Raw genomic sequence first — 18,267 nt, 5'->3', positions numbered from 1 at the left:
CGCGGAGAGGAACGCGGGGAAGAAGAGGGGCGGGGCCGTACGGCCCCGCCCCTCGTCGACGCCCTTCCTCGACGATTCCCTCCCCCGGTTCGCGCCGCCTCCGTCGCGGCCTCAGCGCCGGCCGGGGAGCCGGAGGTCGGGGAGCCGGAGGGACGGGGCGGGCCGGAGGTCGCGGTCGCGCCGCAGGATCCCGTCCAGCTTCGGCTCGACCAGCCAGTGCGTCCCGGCCCGCACCCACGCCGACATCAGCAGGAAGGTCAGGCCCACGCCCAGGACGCCGGTGACCGCGAACGCGCCGATGTCGCCCAGGGTCCCCAGGGCCCACTCGTACCAGCCGAACTGCTCGGCGATCCGGATGACCAGGCCGTGCAGCAGGAAGGCGTACATGGTCAGGGCGCCGTAGCGGGTGAACCACGTCTTGGCGCGCGGGGTCAGCGAGAGCACCGCCACCGTCAGCGAGAACGCCAGCAGCATGAACAGGATCCGGCCCGGGATGCCCACCGGGAGGATGTCCATGTCCCGGTCGGCCAGGCTCTCCCGCCAGTAGATCCACTCGCGGCTGAGCTGCTCCAGGTACAGGTAGGACATGGCGGCGGTGACCACCAGGACCCCCACCGACCAGGCGCGCACCCAGCCCGACTTGAGCAGGTCCAGGTGGCGCTGCTCCATCAGCAGCCCGGCCACGAAGAACGGCAGCAGGCTGACGATGCGCGACATCCCCAGGACGTCGCCGGTGGCGACCAGCCCCCCGGCCAGCGAGACCGCCACCGCCACCGCCAGGGGGAAGCGGATCCGCTTCCACAGCGGCACCGTCAGGCGCCACACGAACAGCGCCGCCAGGAACCAGGTCAGCCAGAGCGGCTCCAGTGGGCCGTCGGGCAGGTTGCGGTCCACCGACAGCGACTGCAGCGCGTAGACGCCCCAGAAGATCAGGTAGGGCGCGGCGATCGTGGTCAGCAGCTTGTCGATGCGCCGCCCCGAGCCGTCCTGGGACTTCGACAGGTACCCGCTGATCAGCACGAACGCGGGCATGTGGAAGAGGTAGACCCAGAAGTAGACCGCCTCGGCGATGCGCGACTCGGTCGTCGGCTCGATCGCGTGCCCGGCCACGACCAGCACGATCAGCAGGAACTTGGCGTTGTCGAGCAGGGCGTCGCGCCCGGCCCTCGGCGGGCGCGCGGGCGCGGCGGCCTCCGCGCCGGGGGCGCGGTCCGGGGCGCGGTCCGGGGCGGGGGGTTCGTCGGGCAGGCGGGTCGTCGAGGCCACGGGGTCTCCGGGTCACCTTCTCGGGGCAGGGACGTCGTCGCAACGGCCGGCCGCGGACGCGGCGCGGCACGGCGCCGCCCGGGGGCGGCGAAGCTGGGAATCCTGAGAGAATTCCAGGCGGGCACCCTACCCGTACACAGGGCGAAGGGCGGTGCCCGAGGGTGGTCGGCCGAACGCAGGGGAGAGTAATTCCAGCTCGCGGCTTTCCGCAAGAGTCCCGCGGGGACGGGGCGGGCGCGCGTCCGGATAACGTGACGATAACATCCGCCGGGTCCGTCCGCACCCGTTCCTGAGCGGTCTCTCAAATTTCCCATCGGGCGCACAGGTGAGCAGGGGCCGGGCGGGCGGGGGCCGCGGGAGCCCACCCCCCGTTTGAGTTCGCCCAGGGCGGGCGAGAGAATCGGCGGGCGGGCGAGGTGCCGGTGACCTGTGCCGTCCACCGCCGGTCCGCGCATCACGGAGAACGGAAGGCGGTGGAGTACGTGCCGCACGCTGTCGAACCCACCCGCGCCGCCGAGCACGGCGGCGCCGTCATGAGCCTCGTCGACGAGGTGTTCCCCCCGGTCGAGGGGTTCTACGTCGACCTGCACAAGAACCCCGAGCTCTCGCACCAGGAGCACCGCACGGCCAGCGCGGTCGCCGAGTGGCTGCGCACCTCCGGGTTCGAGGTGCACACCGGTGTCGGCGGGACGGGCGTGGTCGGCCTGCTGCGCAACGGGGACGGTCCCACCGTCATGCTGCGCGCCGACATGGACGCCCTGCCGGTGGAGGAGAAGACCGGCCTGCCCTACGCCAGCACCGCCCGGGGCACCGACCCCGAGGGCGACGACGTGCCGGTGATGCACGCCTGCGGGCACGACGTGCACACCGCCTGCCTGGTCGGCGCCGCCGACCTGCTGGCCCAGGCGCGGGACCGCTGGCAGGGCACGCTGATGGTGGTCGCCCAGCCGGCCGAGGAGACCATCGACGGGGCGCTGGGCATGCTCCGCGACGGGCTCTACACCCGCTTCGGCCGCCCCGACGTGGTGCTCGGCCAGCACGTGGGGCCCCAGCCCGCCGGGCTCGTCACCCACCGGCCCGGGGTGATCCTGGCGGCCGGCGCGGTGCTGCGGGTGCGGGTGCACGGGGTCGGCGGGCACGCCTCCCGGCCGCACACCACCGTCGACCCGGTGGTCATCGCCGCCAACATCGTCACCCGGCTGCAGACCGTGGTCGCCCGCGAGGTCAGCCCCGGCGAGATGGCCGTGGCCACCGTCGGCGTACTGCGCGCGGGGAGCAAGGCCAACATCATCCCCGACGAGGCCTACCTGGAGATCAACACCCGGGCGCTGAACGCGGCCGTCGCCGACCAGCTGCACGAGGCGATCCGGCGCATCGTCAAGGCCGAGGCGGCCGCCTCCGGCGCGCCGCGCGAGCCCGAGGTGGACATCGTCCAGCGGGCGGGGACCACCGAGAACGACCCGGGGAGCACCGGCGAGGTGATGGCCGCCCACCGGGCCTACTTCGGCGACGACTACGTCATCGAGATGCCCGAGCCGTTCACCGGCAGCGAGGACGTGGGCGAGTTCGGCCTTCCGGGCGACCCCCGGCCGGTGCCGTACGTGTACTGGTTCATCGGCGGCACGCCGCACGACGTGTGGCAGCAGGCCCCGGGGGAGACCCCCTACGAGAAGCTCTCGGGGGTGCCCAGCAACCACTCCCCGTACTTCGCGCCCGACCGCGAGCCCACCCTGCGCGCGGGGCTGGCCTCGCTCACCGTGGCCGCGCTGACCTACCTGGGAACCGGGACCGACGCCCCCGCGGCGGCGACCGGGGCGCAGGCGCCGCTGCACGCGCCCGCTCCGCCCATGCCGCCCACGGAGGGCCTGCCCGGCTACGACGCCCCGCCCGAGGCCGCGGAGGCCCCGGTCTCCACCCGGCAGGCCGACATGGACGCGCTGCTCGCCATGGGGGAGCCGGGGCCGGCCGAGCCCGCCTCCGGCGGGCAGGAGCCGTGGGACCTGGGAGCGGACCCCGCCGCGCCCGAGCCCCCTCCGCTGCAGGGGGGACCCGGCGGCCACATCGGCGACGGCGCCCCCCACCAGGAGCCGGACCCGTTCGCGGCCCCGCCGCCCGCGCCGCAGGCGCCCGAGCCCTACCCGGCCGACCCCTACGCCTCCGAGCCGTTCGGGGCGCCGCCGCAGGCCCCGCCGCCCCCGCAGGGCCCGCCGATCGCCGCGCCGCCGCCCTCCGGCCCGCCCGTGTCGGCACCGCCGCCGAGCGGGGCCCCCTTCGGCGACGCACCGCCGCCGCAGGGCGAGCCGTACCCGGACCGGTTCGACCAGGACCGGTTCGACCAGGAGCGGTTCGACCGCGACCGGCAGGGCGATGACGGCCGCGACGGCCACGACGGCTACGAGGACCCGCCGCAGCGCTTCTAGCGCCCGGCCCCGGCCCGCCCGCGCACCGGCACGGGCGGGCCGGACCGCCGTCCCTCCAGACCCGCGTATCCCCCTCTATCCGCGCGGCCACAGGCCGAGCCGGGCCTGTGCGCCCAGAATGGGGAGCATGGCCAAGCGGTGGTTGTGGGGGGACCGGCGGCGCGCCCGTGAACTGCGCCATCCCTGGGAGAACATGCTCTTGGGGCTGTGCCTGTCGGTGACGGCCCTGGCGGTGCTCGGAGCGGTGACGCGGGCGTTCGAGGGCGACGGCGGCCGGCCCCTGATGCTGCTGGCGATCCCGGCCTTCGTGTTCTTCGCGCGCGGGCAGCTCTACGCCAAGCAGCGGGTCAACGGGGTGCTGATCACCGAGACCGAGTTCCCCGAGGCGCACCGCATGGTCGCCGACGCGGCCCGCGCGTTCGGCATGGACAAGGTGCCCGACGCCTACGTCGTGCTGGGCAACGGGCAGATCAACGCCTTCGCCTCCGGGCACGGGTTCCGGAGGTACGTGGCGGTCAACAGCGACCTGTTCGAGGTCGGCGGCCGGCTCGCCGACGCCGATGCGCTGCGGTTCGTGATCGGCCACGAGGTCGGCCACATCGCGGCGGGGCACGGGTCGTTCTGGCGCCAGTTCGGTGTGTCGGTGGCCAACGTGATCCCCGGCATCGGGGCGACGCTGAACCGCGCCCAGGAGTACACGGCGGACAACCACGCCTACCGGTTCTGCCCGGAGGGCATGTACGGCCTGCGGGTCCTGGCGGCGGGCAAGTACCTGTACCCCTCGGTGGACTTCCACGCGATCGCGGACCGCGGGAACACCGACAACGGGCTGTTCGTGATGCTGGTGAACTTCCTGTCCACGCACCCGGTCAACACCTGGCGCTTCCAGGCCCTGGCGGACCGCTCCCGCCCCGGCCGGGTGTTCTGAGGCCGCCGCTCCCTCCCCTCCGCCTTTTCCGTCGCCGCCCTGTCTCCGCACCCGGGGAAGGCAGGGGCGGCGCCGGTCGGTACACCCCCGGTCCGCCCCGGGGCCGCTCACCGATCCGCCAGGAAGTCCTCGAAGCCGGGTCCGGAGGACCGGTTGCCGGGGACCAGGTTGCGGCCCGCGCGGAAGGCGCCGGCGATGCGGCCGGGGAGCGGCACGGGCAGCACCGGGCGGCCGCTGTAGGCGCGCGCCAGCTCGCGCATGGTGCGCACCCGCGGGCCGCCCAGGTCGGGCGCCCTGCCGGACGGCCCCTTCTCGGCCAGCTCGGCCAGGCGGTCGGCCACGTCGCGCACGTCGACCGGCTGGAAGCGCACCCCGGAGAGCACGGTCGTCCACGGCAGCGCGCGCTGCGCCCGGAAGACCGTCGCCAGGAGGTCGTGGAACTGGGTGGTGCGCAGGATCGTCCACGGCAGCCCGCTGTTCTCCACGACGTGCTCGGCCGCGAGCTTGGCGCGGTAGTAGGGCAGGGGGATGGCGTCGATGCCCGCGATCGAGATGTAGAGCAGGTGGGCGTCGCCTCCGGCGCGCCGGGCGGCCTCGGCCAGCACCCGTGTGGCCCGGACGTCGTCCCGGCCGAGCATGGTCGCGCAGTGCACGACGGTGTCGGCGCCGGACACCGCCGCGTCCACCCCGTCGCCGGTGCGCAGGTCGCCGACGAACCGCACCGGCCCGCCGTCGGGCCGCCCCTGCTCCCCGGCCGGGTCCGCTCGTCGGCTCAGCACCCGCACCTCCCGTCCCGCTGCCTGGAGCCGCCGCACGACCGCCTTGCCGAGAGTTCCCGTCCCACCGGTGACCAGAATCGTCTTCATGCCCGCCATGACACTCCGGGACCCGCGAACGTGACAACCGCGGCCCGTGACAGACCACACTGGGATCCGCCCGGCCGTGCACCGAGGCACCGAGAATCGTCCCCATGGGCGCCTCACGACAGGACGAACCGACCGGCCGCCCCGCTACCGGGCGCGCCGTGAACGCGATGGAGACCGCGACCCGGTGGGCGTTGCCCGTCCCGGTGGGGGCCGTGGCGGCGGTGCTCGCCTGGACGGTCGCCCGGCAGGCGGAGGCGGTACCTCCCGACGTCGCCGTCCTGGACCTCCAGATGGCCCGGTACGGACGCCATCGCCGCCGGGGACTCGCCCCTGACGGCGCGGGAGGCCGACCTGCTCTCCCGGGCCTCGGACGGCGCCCCGGTCGCCGACATCGCGCGCCGCGCCTTCCTGGCGCCGGGGACGGTGCGCGACCACCTCTCGTCGGCCGTGGCGAAGCTGACCGCGGGCAACCGCCACATCGCCGCCCACATCGCCGCCCACATCGCGCGCTCCCACGGCTGGATCTGAGGGCCGCCCGGCATGACCTCCGGCATGTCCCCCGCCATGACGCCGGGGGGATGTGCGGCCGACGGCGGCTTCCTAGCCTCGTCGGGGAGTGGCCGTCCCCCGTCCGCCGCTCCCGGCAAGAGGAGTGACCATGCGCAGATCCCGTGTCCCCGTCGCCGGAACGGCGTGCGCCCTGCTGGGCCTCGTCGGAATGCTCGCGGTGAGCCTGGGGTGGTGGGACCGCATCCCGGAAGCCGTCGTCACCCGGGAGGCCTCCGCCCGGCGCGCGGCGACCGAGGTCCCCCGGTGGGTCGTCGCCGCGGCGGTACCACTCCTGCATCTGACGGTCACGTCGCTGGTCACGACGCTGGTCACGGTGGCGGGTCCTGGGGAGAGGGCGGTCGCCCCCGCCGCGCGGACCACCGGGCTGAACGTGCTCCTCGTGCTGCTGTCGGCGGTCTTCCCGGGGGTGCACGCCGTCGTGACCGCACTGGCCGCGGGGGCGGACCTGCCGGTGGCGCCGACCGCGGTGGCCCTGTGCGGCGCCGTCCTGCTCGGTGTCGGAGCGGCGATGCCGGCCATCGCCCGCCGTGCGACCCCCTCCGTCCCCGCGGGAACGACCGGAGGCCCACTACTGGAAAAGGCCGTAACGGCCTGGCACGCCTCCCACTCCCTGGGCGGGGCGGTCATGGCCGGAGCCGGATTCCTGTTGGTCCTGTCCGCTCCCCTGTACGCCTTCCTGCTCCCGGACGGTGCCCTGGCGTTCGCCATCGCGGCGACGACGGTCACGGCGGCGGTGCTGACCCCCTTCGCCGCCATGACCGCCCGCACCCTCGCATCCACCCGGCGGGGCGCGTCCCACTGAGCGCCCGTCGCGACGAGCCGGTCCATCCGCTGGTCGTCGGAGGCGTCCGAGCGCCCGCACCCGCGCTGGTCGAACCTGTGCACGGTGGCGGTGCCCGCATCCGCGGTCAGCAGCCCGGCGACGGGCGCGAGGTAGTCCCACATCCCCGGCCCGCCGTGGAGCAGCACGACCGGCGGGCCGCCCGAGCCGTCGGTCGCGGTCCGGAGCCGCACACCGTCGTCCATGCCGACCAGCGTCATCGCCCGCCTCCCGTGCCCTCAGGGCGCCCTCGGCCTCACAGACTCGCTGCGCCTGGCCGCCGTGGGGCCTCCCCCGGCGCGGAGCGGGCGATGCGGAAGCCCACGTCGTCGATGCGGAACGCCGGGTGGCTGCGGCGCCGGACCGAGGCACGGCAGCTCCAGTGCGCGTCGGCCCAGCCGCCCCCGCGCAGGACCCGGTAGGGGCCGTAGACCTGCGGGTCGTAGAGGTCCCAGCACCACTCCCAGGCGTTGCCCAGCATGTCGTACAGCCCCCACGCGTTGGGGCGCCTGCCGCCCACCGGGCGGATCCGTCCCCCGGAGTTCTCCCGGTACCAGGCGATCGCGCCGAGCTCGCCGTAGCGCGGGCCGGTCGTCCCGGCACGGCAGGCGTGCTCCCATTCGGCCTCGGTCGGCAGCCGGTAGCCGTCCGCGCCGGGGTCCCACTCCGCCCCGCTCCCGTCCGGGCGGAGGCGGTAGGCGGGGCGCAGGCCCTCGCGCTCGGACAGCGCGGCGCAGAACCGGACCGCGTCCGTCCAGGACACGCCTTCGACGGGGAGGCGGGCGCCCTGGAAGCCGCCGGGCCGCTCTCCCGTCACCTGTGCGTAGAACTCCTGGGTGACCGGGGCGGCGGACAGCAGGAACGGCGCCACGTCGACCGGCCACCGCGTCCGCGTCCGCCGGTCCGAGAGCACCACGCGCCCTGGGGGGATCTCGGCCATGGCCGGAATGTCGATGTGCACACGCCGACCGTATCGCCCGCCGCCCCGGCGGCGTCGGGTCAGGGGTTCGGGGCCCTGGACGGGCCCTCCTGGCCGGGGAAACGGCGCGGGGTCTCGTTGTCGGGGGCGGTGGCAGGGGAGTCGGACATGGCGGCCCTCGGCTTTCGCTTCGGTTCCCGGGCACGGGGCTGCAGGGCGGCGGTCGCTCGGGGACAGGGTCGGGAGGCCGGACCCGCTCGGCGGCGGTGCCGTCCGCACGGCGCCTCCATGTCCCTATGACGCACCGCGCCCCGTGTCCGTGGTGGCCGTCACCGGACAGCGCTCCCACGGCGGGGCCGGAACCCGCGCCGCTCAGCCCCCGTTCGTCCCGGCCTCCTCGCGGAACCTGCGCGCCAGGTCGGGCGGCAGCGGCTCGTGGCGCAGGTACCGGCGGCTGAACGACCCGGTCCCGTGCCCCACCGACCGCAGGTCCACCGCGTAGCGCACCGTCTCCAGCTCCGGCACCTCGGCCTTGATCAGCGTGCGCCCGCCCGCCACCGGCTCGGTGCCCACCACCCGGCCGCGCCGCGCCGCCAGGTCGCTCATCACCGCGCCCACGTAGGCGTCGTCCACCAGCACCGACAGCTCGTCCACCGGCTCCAGCATCGCGGTCTCGCCGTGCTCGGCCGCGTCCCGCAGCGCCAGCCGGCCCGCCTTCTGGAACGCCATGTCCGAGGAGTCCACCGAGTGCGACTTGCCGTCGTAGAGGGTCACCCGCAGGTCGACCAGCGGGAACCCGGTCCGCCCCCCGCTCTCCATCTGCGCCCGCACCCCCTTCTCCACCGAGGGGATGTACTGGCGCGGCACCACGCCGCCGACGATCTCGTCGACGAACTCCAGGCCCGCCCCGGACGGCAGCGGCTCCACCTTGATCCGGCAGATCCCGTACTCGCCGTGCCCCCCGCTCTGCTTGACGTTGCGCCCCAGCCCCTGCGCCGGGACGGTGAAGGTCTCCCGCAGCGGGATGCGCACCTCCCCGGTCTCCACCTCCACCCCGTAGCGCGACTTCAGCCGGTCCAGGGCCACGTCCAGGTGGGCCTCGCCGGTGCACCACAGCACCATCTGCCGGGTCTCGGGGTTCACCTCCACCTTCAGCGCGGCGTCCTCGGCCGACAGCCGCGCCACCGCCTGCGCCAGGCGGTCCTCGTCGGACTTGGACGCCGCGCGCAGCGCTACCGGCAGCAGCGGCTCGGGAAACGCCCACGGCCGGATCGTCAGCGGGCGGTCCTTGCCCGAGAGCGTGTCCCCGGTCTCGGCGGTGGAGAGCTTGGCGACCGCGCAGATGTCGCCCGCCACGGCCTTGGCGGCGGGCAGCAGCTGCCGCCCCATCGGCACCGACAGCGCACCGATGCGCTCCTCGCCGTCCCGGTCCGGGCGGTCGCGCCCCTGCGGGCTGCTGCCGGAGACGTGCACGGGCTCGTCCGGGTGCAGGGTGCCGGAGAACACCCGCACCAGGCTGATGCGGCCGACGTAGGGGTCGCTGACGGTCTGCACCACCTGCGCCAGCAGCGGCCCGTCCGGGTCGCACTCCAGCCCCTGGACCGGCCGCCCCCCGGTGTCCACGGCCTCCGGGACCGGCCGCTCGGCCGGGGACGGCGTGGACGCGGGAAGCTCCCGCAGCAGCTCGGCCACGCCCGGTCCGCTCACCGGGCAGACCGGCACCACCGGGTGCAGGCCGCCCCGGGCCACCGCGGTCTCCAGGGAGGCGACCAGGCGGTCCGGGTCCAGCTCGCCGCCCTCCATGTAGGCCTCCATGAGGACCTCGTCCTCGCTCTCCTGGATGACCTCCTCGATGAGCCCGTTGCGCAGCTCCTCCACCTCGGCGGCGACGTGCCCGGGGACCGGCCCGCCGGACGCGCCCGGCTCCGGCGCCCCGGGGCGGTGGTCGAAGAAGGTCCGGGAGAGCAGCCCCACCAGCCCGTCCAGCCGCCGGTCCTCGCCGTCGCCGGAGTAGACCGGCAGGTAGGCGGGCATCACCCCGCCGCCCAGCTCCCGGCGGCACTGCTCGACGGTGGCCGCGACGTCGGCCCGCGGGTGGTCGATCCGGGTCAGGGCGACGGCGCGCGGCATGCCCGCCGCGGCGCACTCCTCCCACAGCAGCCGGGTCCGCGGGTCCACCCCGTCCAGGGCCGAGAGCGTGAACAGCGCGGCGTCGGCCGCGCGCAGGCCGGCCCGCAGCTCGCCCAGGAAATCGGCGTAGCCGGGGGTGTCCACCAGGGTGATCTTCAGGCCGCCGGCCGACAGCGGGGCCGTGCTCAGCCCCACCGACCGCTTCTGCCGGACCGCCGCCTCGTCGTGGTCGCCGACGGTGGTCCCGTCCTCCACCCGGCCCCGGCGCCCGGTGGCGCCGGAGGCGTGCAGCAGGGCCTCCATCAGCGTCGTCTTCCCCGCTCCGCTCGGGCCGACCAGCACGACGTTGCGGATGTCCGCGGGCCGGTCGGCCCCGGGTGCCCTGCCGGTGGTCGCCGGTCCGGATTTGTCCGCCATGCTTCCCAACCTTCTCTCGTCCGCAGGATGTGATCCAGGACACTTCCCACGGTCGCCCGCGGCGCCCCATATCACAAGGGGGTGTCGGCGGGTCGAACCGGGGGTGTCGGCCGGGGGCGTTCAGAGGCGGGCGGAAAGATCCGGAATGTGCGTCCCCGGTGCGCGCATCTCCTAGGCTGTGGCCGTGCCGTGGTCCGAGAGCATTCCCGAATTCAGTGCGGCCGGGACCGTCCTGGCCGCCGTCCTGCTGCTGTACGCGGCGGTCGGCGAGCCCGTCCTGGGCCGCTTCGCCTACCGCAGGGTCGCCTCCACGCGGGAGCGGGACCCGCGCGCCCTCATCCGGTTCTACGGCCTGACTCTGGGGATCCAGTGGGCCTGGGCGGCCGTCGCCGTCGCCGCCGTGCTGCTGTCCCCCGGCGTCTCCTGGGGCGACCTGGGGCTGCGCGCCCCCTCGGCCTGGGGCCCGCTGGTGGCCGCCGGGATGGGGTTCGCACTGGCGCTGGCGGTGATCTGGGTGCTCTCCCGTGCCTCCCGCGGCGGCCGCCCCGGCCCGTCGCTGGCCCCCTCGGCCGAGCCGGGCGGGGACGTCATCGCCGGACTGGCGCCGCAGACCCGGAGCGAGCGGCGGGCGGCCGCCGCCCTGGCGGTGACCGCGGGGATCTGTGAGGAGCTGCTCTACCGCGGGCTGCTCACCGCCCTCGGGGTGGCGTTCGGCCTTCCGGTGTGGGCGGCCGCGGTGCTCTCCTGTGCGCTGTTCGCGCTGGCCCACCTCTACCAGGGGTGGTGGGGCCTGGTCGGCCCGGGCGTCCTGGGCGCCCTGCTGATGGTGCTCTACCTGGGCACCGGCAGCCTGATCGTCCCGATCCTGCTGCACATCGCGGTGGAGGCCCGGTCGCTGCTGTTCACCGGCCGGGGACGGCGCCACGCCGGCCGCGCGGGCCGCCGGGGCCACCGCAGCGGCCGCCGCTCCCGCGGCGCCCCGGCCGGATCCGCGCCCGCCGATGAGGCGCCCGCCGGGGAGGACGGGCCCGAGGACCCCGGGGACGGAGAGGTGCACGCGCCGACCCCTGCGCACGGCGTCCCCTACGGCGCCCCCGGGGCCGCCGGTGCCCCTGTGCCTCCGGTGCCCCCTGTGCCTCCGGTGCCCCCTGGTGCTCCCGGGCCGCCTCCGCCCGGTCCCGGATACGCGCCGGCCCCCGGCCCGCCGCCGGAGAGCGCGGCCCCCTGGCCGCCCCACTCCTCCGAGGAGGGCGGGTGGCCGCCCCGGTACTGAGCCGGCCGGCGCGGTGGTGGTGCACGCCCTCCCTCCGGGACACAGGGGTCCACTCCCGCTGATTCCCGAACCGGTCGGGCACGATGGTGGGGTGACCGACGCACCTTCGCGAACCGCCTTCCCGAACCTCCCCGAGCGCCGGATGCTGACCGCCTCCGACGGGGTCCCCATCGACTCGGTGCTGCTGCGCGGCACCCCCGGCCGGACCAGTGCGGTCGTGGTCGCCAACGGCTTCACCGGGTCCTGGCGCAGCCCCGACACCCGGATGATCGCCCAGCGCCTGCTGGCCGCCGGGGACGTGCTGCTGTTCGACTTCCGCGGGCACTACGGCTCCGGCGGCGTGTCCACCGTGGGCAACGAGGAGGTCCACGACCTGGAGGCCGCCGTGGCCCACCTGCGCGGCCTGGGGTACACCGACATCGCCACCGTCGGCTTCTCGATGGGCGCCGCCGTGGTGGTCCGGCACGCCGGCCTGCACGGCGGGGTGGGCGCCGCGGTCTCGGTCAGCGGCCCGAGCCGCTGGTACTACCGGGGCACCCCGCGGATGCGGCTGCTGCACTTCGGGGTCGAGCGCGCCGCGGGGCGGCTGTTCCTGCGGGCCGCGCGCAGCGTCCGGGTGACCGACCGGCACTGGGACCCGGTCCCGCCCGACCCCACCGAGATGGCCGCGCACCTCGCCCCGACCCCGCTGCTGGTGGTGCACGGGGACGCCGACTCCTACTTCCCGCTGGAGCACGCCCGGCGCCTGCACGAGGCCGTCCGCGGCCCCGGCGACCTGTGGATCGAGGCCGGCATGGGCCACGCCGAACGGGCGGTGACGCCCGAGCGCGCCGCCCGCATCGCCGCGTGGATCGCGGACAACCGGATCACGCCGCCCGCCTGAGGGGCCTGATGGATACCATCGTCGGATGAATTCCCCCGCCACGGAGAGCGCGTCCGACCCTGTGCCCGAGCCCGCGCCCGGTTCCGCGGGCCCGCGGCGGCCGGGGCTGCGCGGGCGGCCCTTCCGGCTGCTCGTGGCCGCGACGGTCGCCAGCTTCACCGGCTATGTCCTGATGCTCCCCCTGGTCCCGCTCTGGGCGGTCCGCCACGGCGCGTCCGAGGCCGGGGCGGGCGCCGCCACCGCCGTGTTCATGGCGGCCACCGTCCTCACCCAGCTGGGCATGCCCTGGCTGCTGGGCCGGGCCGGGGGCTACCGGTGGACCTTCCCGGCCGGCGCGCTGCTGATGGCCCTGCCCACGCCGCTGCTGCTGGTCTGGGGCGAGCTGGGCCCGGTCCTGGCGGTCAGCGCGGTGCGCGGCGCCGGGTTCGGCCTGTTCAGCGTTGCCGGGGCGGCGCTGGCGGCGCGGCTGGTGGAACCGCGTGAGATCGGCCGTGCCGCGGGCTACTACGGGCTGGCGGTGGGCGTGCCCAACGTGGTCTTCCTGTCCACCGGCGTCGGGGTCGCCCTCCAGGTGGGGTTCGCCCCCGCCTTCTGGACGGCGACGCTGCTGCCGCTGGTGGGCGCCGCCGCCTCGGTCCTCATCGGCCCCGGCCGCGCCCCCGGCGACGCGGCCGGCCGCGCCCCGGCCCCCTCCCGGCGGGAGCAGGCCGCGGCGATGGCGGTCCCGCTGGCGCTGATGCTGGCCGCGGCCGCGGCCGCGGCGGGCTTCCTCACCTTCCTGTCCCTCCCCCTGGAGCACCTGCCCTGGGTGGCCGCGGCGGCGCTGCTCGGCTACGGGGCCGGGTCGGTCGCGCTGCGCTGGGCCGCCGGGGTGGCGAGCGATCGCACGGGCCGCCCGGCGCTGCTGCTGCCGGGCGTGGCCGCCTGCGCGGCGGGGGCCGCCCTGACCGCCTGGGCGCTGTGGGCCCCCGCGCCCGCGGGGGCGGCCGCCTGCCTGGCGGTGGCGGGGGCCACGCTGTTCGGCGCCGGGTTCGGGGCGGTGCAGAACGACACCATCACCGCCATGTTCCGGCGCGGCGGCCCGGGCTCCTACGGCACCGCCAGCGCGGTGTGGAACATCGGCTTCGACGGCGGGACCGGCCTCGGGGCCGTCGCGCTGGGCGCGGCGATCGGCGCCGCCGGCTACGGCCCGGCGTTCCTGGGCGCGGCCGCGGTGGTGCTGGCCTCCGCGCCCGCGGCCGCCGCGGCCGCCCGCCCCCGGGGCGCATGACGCCGGGCCCTCCCCGCGCCGCGCGCGGGGAGGGCCCAGGGCCGCCACGTCCGTCAGAAGGACGAGATGTGCACGTGGTCGTAGTGGTTCTGGGTCACGCTGCCGCGGTCCTCCATCGGCTTCCAGCCGGCGCCCGGGTTGCGGGAGTCCCAGATCTTCTGCTCCCAGATGACGTACTTCACGCCCAGCCGGTCGGCGTTGTTCTGGGCGTAGTTCGCCACGCTCTGGCCGATCTGCGCGTTCTGCGAGCTGGGCATCGCCCCGCCGGCGCTCATCATGAAGTCGCAGGCCTGCCCGGTGCCGTGGTCGTCGGCGCTGGAGCGCACGCAGCCCACCTCGTAGGGCAGGGAGAAATTGGCGATGACCTCGTCGCGGATCGCCGCCATGCGCGGGGTGGCGCCGTCGAAGCCCCAGCCCTTGAGGCGGTCGGGGACCGGCCCGCCGCCGGTGCCGCCCCCGTCCCCGCCGCCGGAGTCGTCCTCGGGCGGCTCGGGGACCTGCTCGGCCTCGTAGCGCTCGATGCGCTCCTTGATCTCGTCCTGCCGGTCCTTGAGCTCGTCGACGATCTCCTCGGCCTCGTCGAGCTTGGCGTCCGCCTTGTCCGAGGCCTCTTCGAGCTCGGCCTTGGACTCCGACAGCGCCAGGAGCCGCTCGCCGTTGTTGTAGGAGACCTGTCCCGCCATCGCGGCGCTGTCCAGGGTCAGGTCCGGGTCACTGCTCATCACGACCTCCATGGCGGGGTCGATGCCGCTGCCCTTGTACTGGGCGGCGGCGAGCTCGGTGACGTTCGAGCGGGCCTCGTCGTACCGGTCCTCGACCTCGGCCAGCCGCTTCTGGGCCTTCTCGGCGGCGGTCTGGGCCTCCTCGTAGACGACGAGCTCGCCGTCGAGCTCCTCCTCCAGGCCGTCGGCCTCGGAGTTGAGCTCCTCCAGGCTGGGCTCGTCGTCGTCGGCGTAGGCCGAGGGGGCCGCCATCAGCAGGGAGGCGGCTGCGGCGGCGCCGATGACGGTGGCGCCGGCGCGCACACGGGTCGGGAGTCTGTGGGTTCGCGTCACGTGAAGGATCTCCGTCGGGGAGGGGCTGCGTTCGGCCCGCCCGGGAGGGTGCTCAGCGGGAGGGGCGGCTGAGACCCGGGGGCCGCGCGATGCTGCGCCACACCATACGTGATCCTGCCGTTATCCGCCTAGCGAGTCGCCACGTTTCCCGTCCGACCCGCACGAATCCGGCGGAACGGACGTCCGGCGCCCGGTCAGCCCGTGCCGCCGAAAGCGCCGGGAAGCCGCGCGGTTCCGGGCGCCGACAGGGGCGACGGGGAGGCGGGGGCGTCCGCCGAGAGGAACCAGTCGGAGCGACGCACCTCACGCAGCGCCCGGCGCCGCGTCTCGGCCTCCAGCCGGTCCAGGTACACCGTGCCGTCCAGGTGGTCGGTCTCGTGCTGCAGGGCGCGCGCCATCAGGCCCGACCCGCTCACCGTCACCGGCTCGTTGCGCAGGTCCACGCCGCGGACGGTGGCGTGCATCGCGCGCCGTGTCGGGAACCACAGCCCCGGCACCGACAGGCAGCCCTCCTCGTCGTCCTGGACCTCCTCGGACAGCTCCGCGATCTCCGGGTTGATCACATAGCCGATCGCCCCGTCCACCCGGTAGCTGAACACCCGCAGCCCCACGCCGATCTGCGGCGCGGCCACCCCGGCGTGGCCGGGCTCGTCCACCGTGTCCAGCAGGTCGTCGACCAGGGCCCGGGTGTGCCGGTCGAACCGGGTGACGGGGGTGGTCGGGGAGACGAGGACGGGGTCGCCGAAACGGACGATGGGGCGCTTGCTCATGCCCTCCAGCCTATTGCCACGGCCGTGCGGGCGCTCCGGGAACGGCGCCGGGCGGCGGGCCTCAGGCGGTCGTGGGCTCCAGGGCGTCGTCGATGACCATCTCGATGTAGTCCAGGGCGGCGCGGCGCCGCTCCAGGGCGTTCTCGAACAGCGAGGGCTGCTCGCTGCCGCGCCGCACCCGCAGGCACTCGTTGACGATGCGGTGCCAGTGCCCGGGGAAGGCGTGCAGCGCGTAGGACCCCGCGCCCGACTTCGACGTGATCTCGCTGGTGCGCAGGGTGAAGTGCAGGCGCGAGACGCTCAGCACGCTCCACGAGGGGGCGAGCGAGCCCAGCGCGGCCAGCCCGCGCGGGGTCAGCAGGCGGCCGGCCTTGGCCCGCCAGCGGCGCCACTGCTCCTCCAGGTTGCCCAGGGACCAGGCGCGCAGGCTCTCCCGCTGGTCGCTGACGGCCAGCTCCACCGGTACCGGTCCGCGCACCGCCACCCCCCGCTCGGCGAGCACGTGCCAGGTGGCCGGGTTGACCTCGGCCCGGGTGGAGTCGCGGAACCGGCCGCCGACCACCGCGGCCACCGGGCCGCAGGCCGCCGGGTCGCGGGTCAGGTCGTCCCAGGTGACGTGGATGCCGTTGAACTGGGGGCGGTGCACGCGGGCCCGGGTGGCGCCGTGCGCGCGGCGCAGCGCCGCGCGCTCCTGCGGGGTGGGGGCGTCGTCGGTGACCAGCACGAAGTCCACGTCACTGGTGTGCGGCCGGAAGTCCCCCAGCGCCACCGACCCGGTCAGGTACAGGCCCTGCACCAGACCGGGCGCCTCGGCGTCCGCGTTCCGCAGGAACTCGTCGGCCAGCGCCTGCACACGCGGGTGGATCACCATCGGGAGTACTCCAGAGTCTGCTCGGGGCGGGAGGAGACGCGTCGTCCGGGCGATCCCGGGCGCTCGGAGCCGAGCGCTCCGCGTCCCTCCTCGTCACGGCACCAAGTCTGGGCGGCGTGCGCACCGATGGCAAGTGGTCACGCCGCATCTGCGTCCTGTCTCCCCACGTCAGGAGGTGCGCGGACGACTTGCGAAAGTGGTGCGCTCCCCCTTGACGGTGAGTGTGGAACGTGCTATGAGCGGCTGATGCGGGATTGCAAATGGGAAATAGGCGTCCGATCTGCGGTTCCGGGCCGTGCACGCCCAGGTGCACGTTCGTTTCCCGTTTCGGCATGCGGATAGTCGCGGAAGAATTTTGTAAAGGTTTGTCGTTCGCGTTCCCATGGGTATTCAGGGTTTCCCCGGTGAACTCGCGGAGCCGTGTGCGGTGTGGCGCCGGCTCTTCTCTGGAGAGCTTGTCGGATCGGTGTTCCGGAGTAGCCTTCGTGGTTCCGGAGCGCGCGTCGCCGACGCTTCTGAAGCGTCCTGGAGAGAGTGGAGAGGAAGGCGTGAATTCCAAATCGAGAAAATCCGCAGAACGCCCTATCATCGCCACTGAGCCCACTCGTGACCTGGCCACCCGCCATGCGCCGCCGTGATCTGCGGCGGCCGGGGCTTCCCCCTCACCGCGCCCCGGCGCGCCCGGTGAGTTTTCCGGTGCGTAACACCAGGTCATGGGAGTGAAACCGTCGGACCCTAGTATTCAACGACGGCCGGCGGCACGGCGATCGAAGAGGAGGCGGTAATGGTCCCCACCATGGTCCTCGTGGCCGACGACGCGAAAGACGCCCACCGCGCGGAATCCCTGTACGAGTTGGCCGGAGCGGTCGCCGGGCGGGGCGAGGCGCCGGTGGTCCCGGCGTTCGGCGCCCGAGAGGAGGTGCAGCGCGAACTCGACGCCGTCGACGGGCCCAAGGTCGTGGTGCCCGCCTATGTCGCCGGGGGCTGCGTGGACAGTGCCGAGCTGTACGCCGCCCTGGACCTGGGCGCCGGCCCGGACGCCGGGGGCGGGGTGTGCGCCACCGCGCCGCTGGGTGCGGTGCCCTCCGTCGTCGGGGAGCTGGCGGGGCGGCTGGCCGACCGGGGCTGGACCCCGGGCGACGGCGTGGTGCTGGCCGCCGACGGCGGCGAGAGCCCGGAGGAGCGCCAGTCCGTGGCCGAGGTGGCGCGGATGCTCAGCCGCCGCCTGCGCGCCCCCGTCCAGGTGGGCTACGTGCGGGCGTGGGCGCCGACCGTGGCCGACGCTGTGGAGCGGCTGCGCGGGGCCGGCCGCGGCCGGGTGGCGGTGGCCTCCTGGCGGCTGGTGGCCGACGCCGGCTCCGAGCGGCTGCACGAGCTGGACGCACTGGTCACCCCGCCGCTGTGGCCCTGCGCCAACGTGGTCGACACCCTGCTGGCCAAGCACCGGGCCGCCACCGCACGGCTGGCGGCCTGAGGGCGGCCGCACCGCACCGGGAGCGGGTGCCGCGCCGTGCGCGGCGCCCGCTCCGGTACGTTGGCCCCCATGATGGTCTCCTCGCTCCTCATCATCGTGTTCATCGCGATCGCGGTCCTGGTCGTCGCCGGGATCGTGGCGGCGGTGGCCATCGCCTCGCGCAGGTCCCGGCCCCAGGCGCCCGCGCAGGGTGCGCCCCCCTACCCGCCGCAGCCGCAGCCCGGTCCGCCGCCCGGCCCGGGCGGCCACCCGCAGCAGCAGGGTCCCCCTCCGGGGTATCCGCAGCAGGGGCCCGGCCAGCCTCCGCCGCCTCCCGGGCACCCGCAGCGGTAGCG

At 75.3% G+C, this 18,267-nt stretch carries 16 protein-coding genes and 1 pseudogene; 9 read left to right on the top strand and 8 right to left on the bottom strand.

Going from position 1 to position 18,267, the window contains the following annotated elements; all coding sequences use genetic code 11:
- Positions 1-111 precede the first annotated feature (111 nt).
- The gene (locus C892_RS0118585) at positions 112-1,266 is read right to left on the bottom strand and encodes an acyltransferase family protein (RefSeq protein ID WP_017558397.1); all 1,155 of its coding nucleotides are present in this window, start codon (positions 1,264-1,266) and stop codon (positions 112-114) included.
- Between the two features lie 473 nt (positions 1,267-1,739).
- Here C892_RS0118585 and C892_RS0118580 point away from each other — a divergent pair, with 473 nt between their 5' ends.
- Both C892_RS0118580 and C892_RS0118575 read left to right on the top strand, forming a co-directional pair.
- Positions 1,740-3,686 carry an amidohydrolase gene (locus C892_RS0118580; protein WP_017558396.1) on the top strand — a complete coding sequence of 649 codons (1,947 nt, stop codon included), beginning with the start codon at positions 1,740-1,742 and terminating at the stop codon, positions 3,684-3,686.
- A gap of 127 nt (positions 3,687-3,813) precedes the next feature.
- Complete coding sequence (locus C892_RS0118575; protein ID WP_017558395.1) at positions 3,814-4,614, top strand: M48 family metallopeptidase; 801 nt, start codon at positions 3,814-3,816, stop codon at positions 4,612-4,614.
- A gap of 107 nt (positions 4,615-4,721) precedes the next feature.
- On the opposite strand, the gene C892_RS0118570 is transcribed toward C892_RS0118575, so the two are convergent.
- On the bottom strand, positions 4,722-5,489 hold the full coding sequence (locus tag C892_RS0118570; protein ID WP_017558394.1) for an SDR family oxidoreductase: 768 nt from the start codon (positions 5,487-5,489) through the stop codon (positions 4,722-4,724).
- Positions 5,490-5,789: 300 nt separating this feature from the next.
- On the opposite strand from C892_RS0118570, the gene C892_RS30725 reads away from it, so the two are divergent.
- Both C892_RS30725 and C892_RS32315 read left to right on the top strand, forming a co-directional pair.
- Entirely contained in the window at positions 5,790-6,008 is a 219-nt protein-coding gene (locus C892_RS30725; RefSeq protein WP_083934414.1) for a helix-turn-helix domain-containing protein, read from the top strand.
- 130 nt (positions 6,009-6,138) lie between these two features.
- Positions 6,139-6,852 (top strand): hypothetical protein, encoded by a 714-nt coding sequence (locus tag C892_RS32315; protein ID WP_017558392.1) that lies wholly within the window; start codon positions 6,139-6,141, stop codon positions 6,850-6,852.
- A gap of 23 nt (positions 6,853-6,875) precedes the next feature.
- Here the strand turns inward: C892_RS32315 and C892_RS32805 are convergent.
- The 3 genes and pseudogenes from C892_RS32805 to C892_RS0118550 all read right to left on the bottom strand — a co-directional run.
- Positions 6,876-6,995 (bottom strand): annotated as a pseudogene (locus C892_RS32805) (hypothetical protein); the annotation flags it as partial.
- Positions 6,996-7,126: 131 nt separating this feature from the next.
- Positions 7,127-7,810 carry a formylglycine-generating enzyme family protein gene (locus C892_RS0118555; protein ID WP_040685498.1) on the bottom strand — a complete coding sequence of 228 codons (684 nt, stop codon included), beginning with the start codon at positions 7,808-7,810 and terminating at the stop codon, positions 7,127-7,129.
- 351 nt (positions 7,811-8,161) lie between these two features.
- Positions 8,162-10,336: an elongation factor G-like protein EF-G2 gene (locus tag C892_RS0118550; RefSeq protein ID WP_017558390.1), complete on the bottom strand. Its 2,175-nt coding sequence runs from the start codon at positions 10,334-10,336 to the stop codon at positions 8,162-8,164.
- A 184-nt stretch (positions 10,337-10,520) separates the two neighbouring features.
- Between C892_RS0118550 and C892_RS0118545 the strand changes: the two genes are divergently transcribed.
- The 3 genes from C892_RS0118545 to C892_RS0118535 all read left to right on the top strand — a co-directional run bounded on the left by C892_RS0118545 (position 10,521) and on the right by C892_RS0118535 (position 13,762).
- Positions 10,521-11,609: a CPBP family intramembrane glutamic endopeptidase gene (locus C892_RS0118545; protein WP_239647435.1), complete on the top strand. Its 1,089-nt coding sequence runs from the start codon at positions 10,521-10,523 to the stop codon at positions 11,607-11,609.
- A gap of 91 nt (positions 11,610-11,700) precedes the next feature.
- Complete coding sequence (locus C892_RS0118540) at positions 11,701-12,492, top strand: alpha/beta hydrolase (protein WP_017558388.1); 792 nt, start codon at positions 11,701-11,703, stop codon at positions 12,490-12,492.
- A 25-nt stretch (positions 12,493-12,517) separates the two neighbouring features.
- A complete protein-coding gene (locus tag C892_RS0118535; RefSeq protein ID WP_017558387.1) occupies positions 12,518-13,762 on the top strand; it encodes an MFS transporter in 1,245 nt (414 codons plus the stop codon).
- Positions 13,763-13,815: 53 nt separating this feature from the next.
- On the opposite strand, the gene C892_RS0118530 is transcribed toward C892_RS0118535, so the two are convergent.
- From C892_RS0118530 to C892_RS0118520, 3 genes are all read right to left on the bottom strand, one after another.
- Complete coding sequence (locus tag C892_RS0118530) at positions 13,816-14,787, bottom strand: coiled-coil domain-containing protein (protein ID WP_017558386.1); 972 nt, start codon at positions 14,785-14,787, stop codon at positions 13,816-13,818.
- A gap of 224 nt (positions 14,788-15,011) precedes the next feature.
- Entirely contained in the window at positions 15,012-15,587 is a 576-nt protein-coding gene (gene def, locus C892_RS0118525) for a peptide deformylase (RefSeq protein ID WP_017558385.1), read from the bottom strand.
- 61 nt (positions 15,588-15,648) lie between these two features.
- The gene (locus tag C892_RS0118520; protein WP_017538379.1) at positions 15,649-16,458 is read right to left on the bottom strand and encodes a nucleotidyltransferase domain-containing protein; all 810 of its coding nucleotides are present in this window, start codon (positions 16,456-16,458) and stop codon (positions 15,649-15,651) included.
- Between the two features lie 784 nt (positions 16,459-17,242).
- Between C892_RS0118520 and C892_RS0118515 the strand changes: the two genes are divergently transcribed.
- Both C892_RS0118515 and C892_RS0118510 read left to right on the top strand, forming a co-directional pair.
- On the top strand, positions 17,243-17,932 hold the full coding sequence (locus tag C892_RS0118515) for a sirohydrochlorin chelatase (RefSeq protein WP_017558384.1): 690 nt from the start codon (positions 17,243-17,245) through the stop codon (positions 17,930-17,932).
- 69 nt (positions 17,933-18,001) lie between these two features.
- Entirely contained in the window at positions 18,002-18,265 is a 264-nt protein-coding gene (locus C892_RS0118510; RefSeq protein WP_051060563.1) for a hypothetical protein, read from the top strand.
- Positions 18,266-18,267: the final 2 nt, after the last annotated feature.

Source organism: Nocardiopsis baichengensis YIM 90130 (assembly GCF_000341205.1).
GTDB lineage: Bacteria > Actinomycetota > Actinomycetes > Streptosporangiales > Streptosporangiaceae > Nocardiopsis_A > Nocardiopsis_A halophila.
Note: the sequence above shows the minus strand (reverse complement) of the source record. Positions and strands in the feature narration are given on the sequence as shown.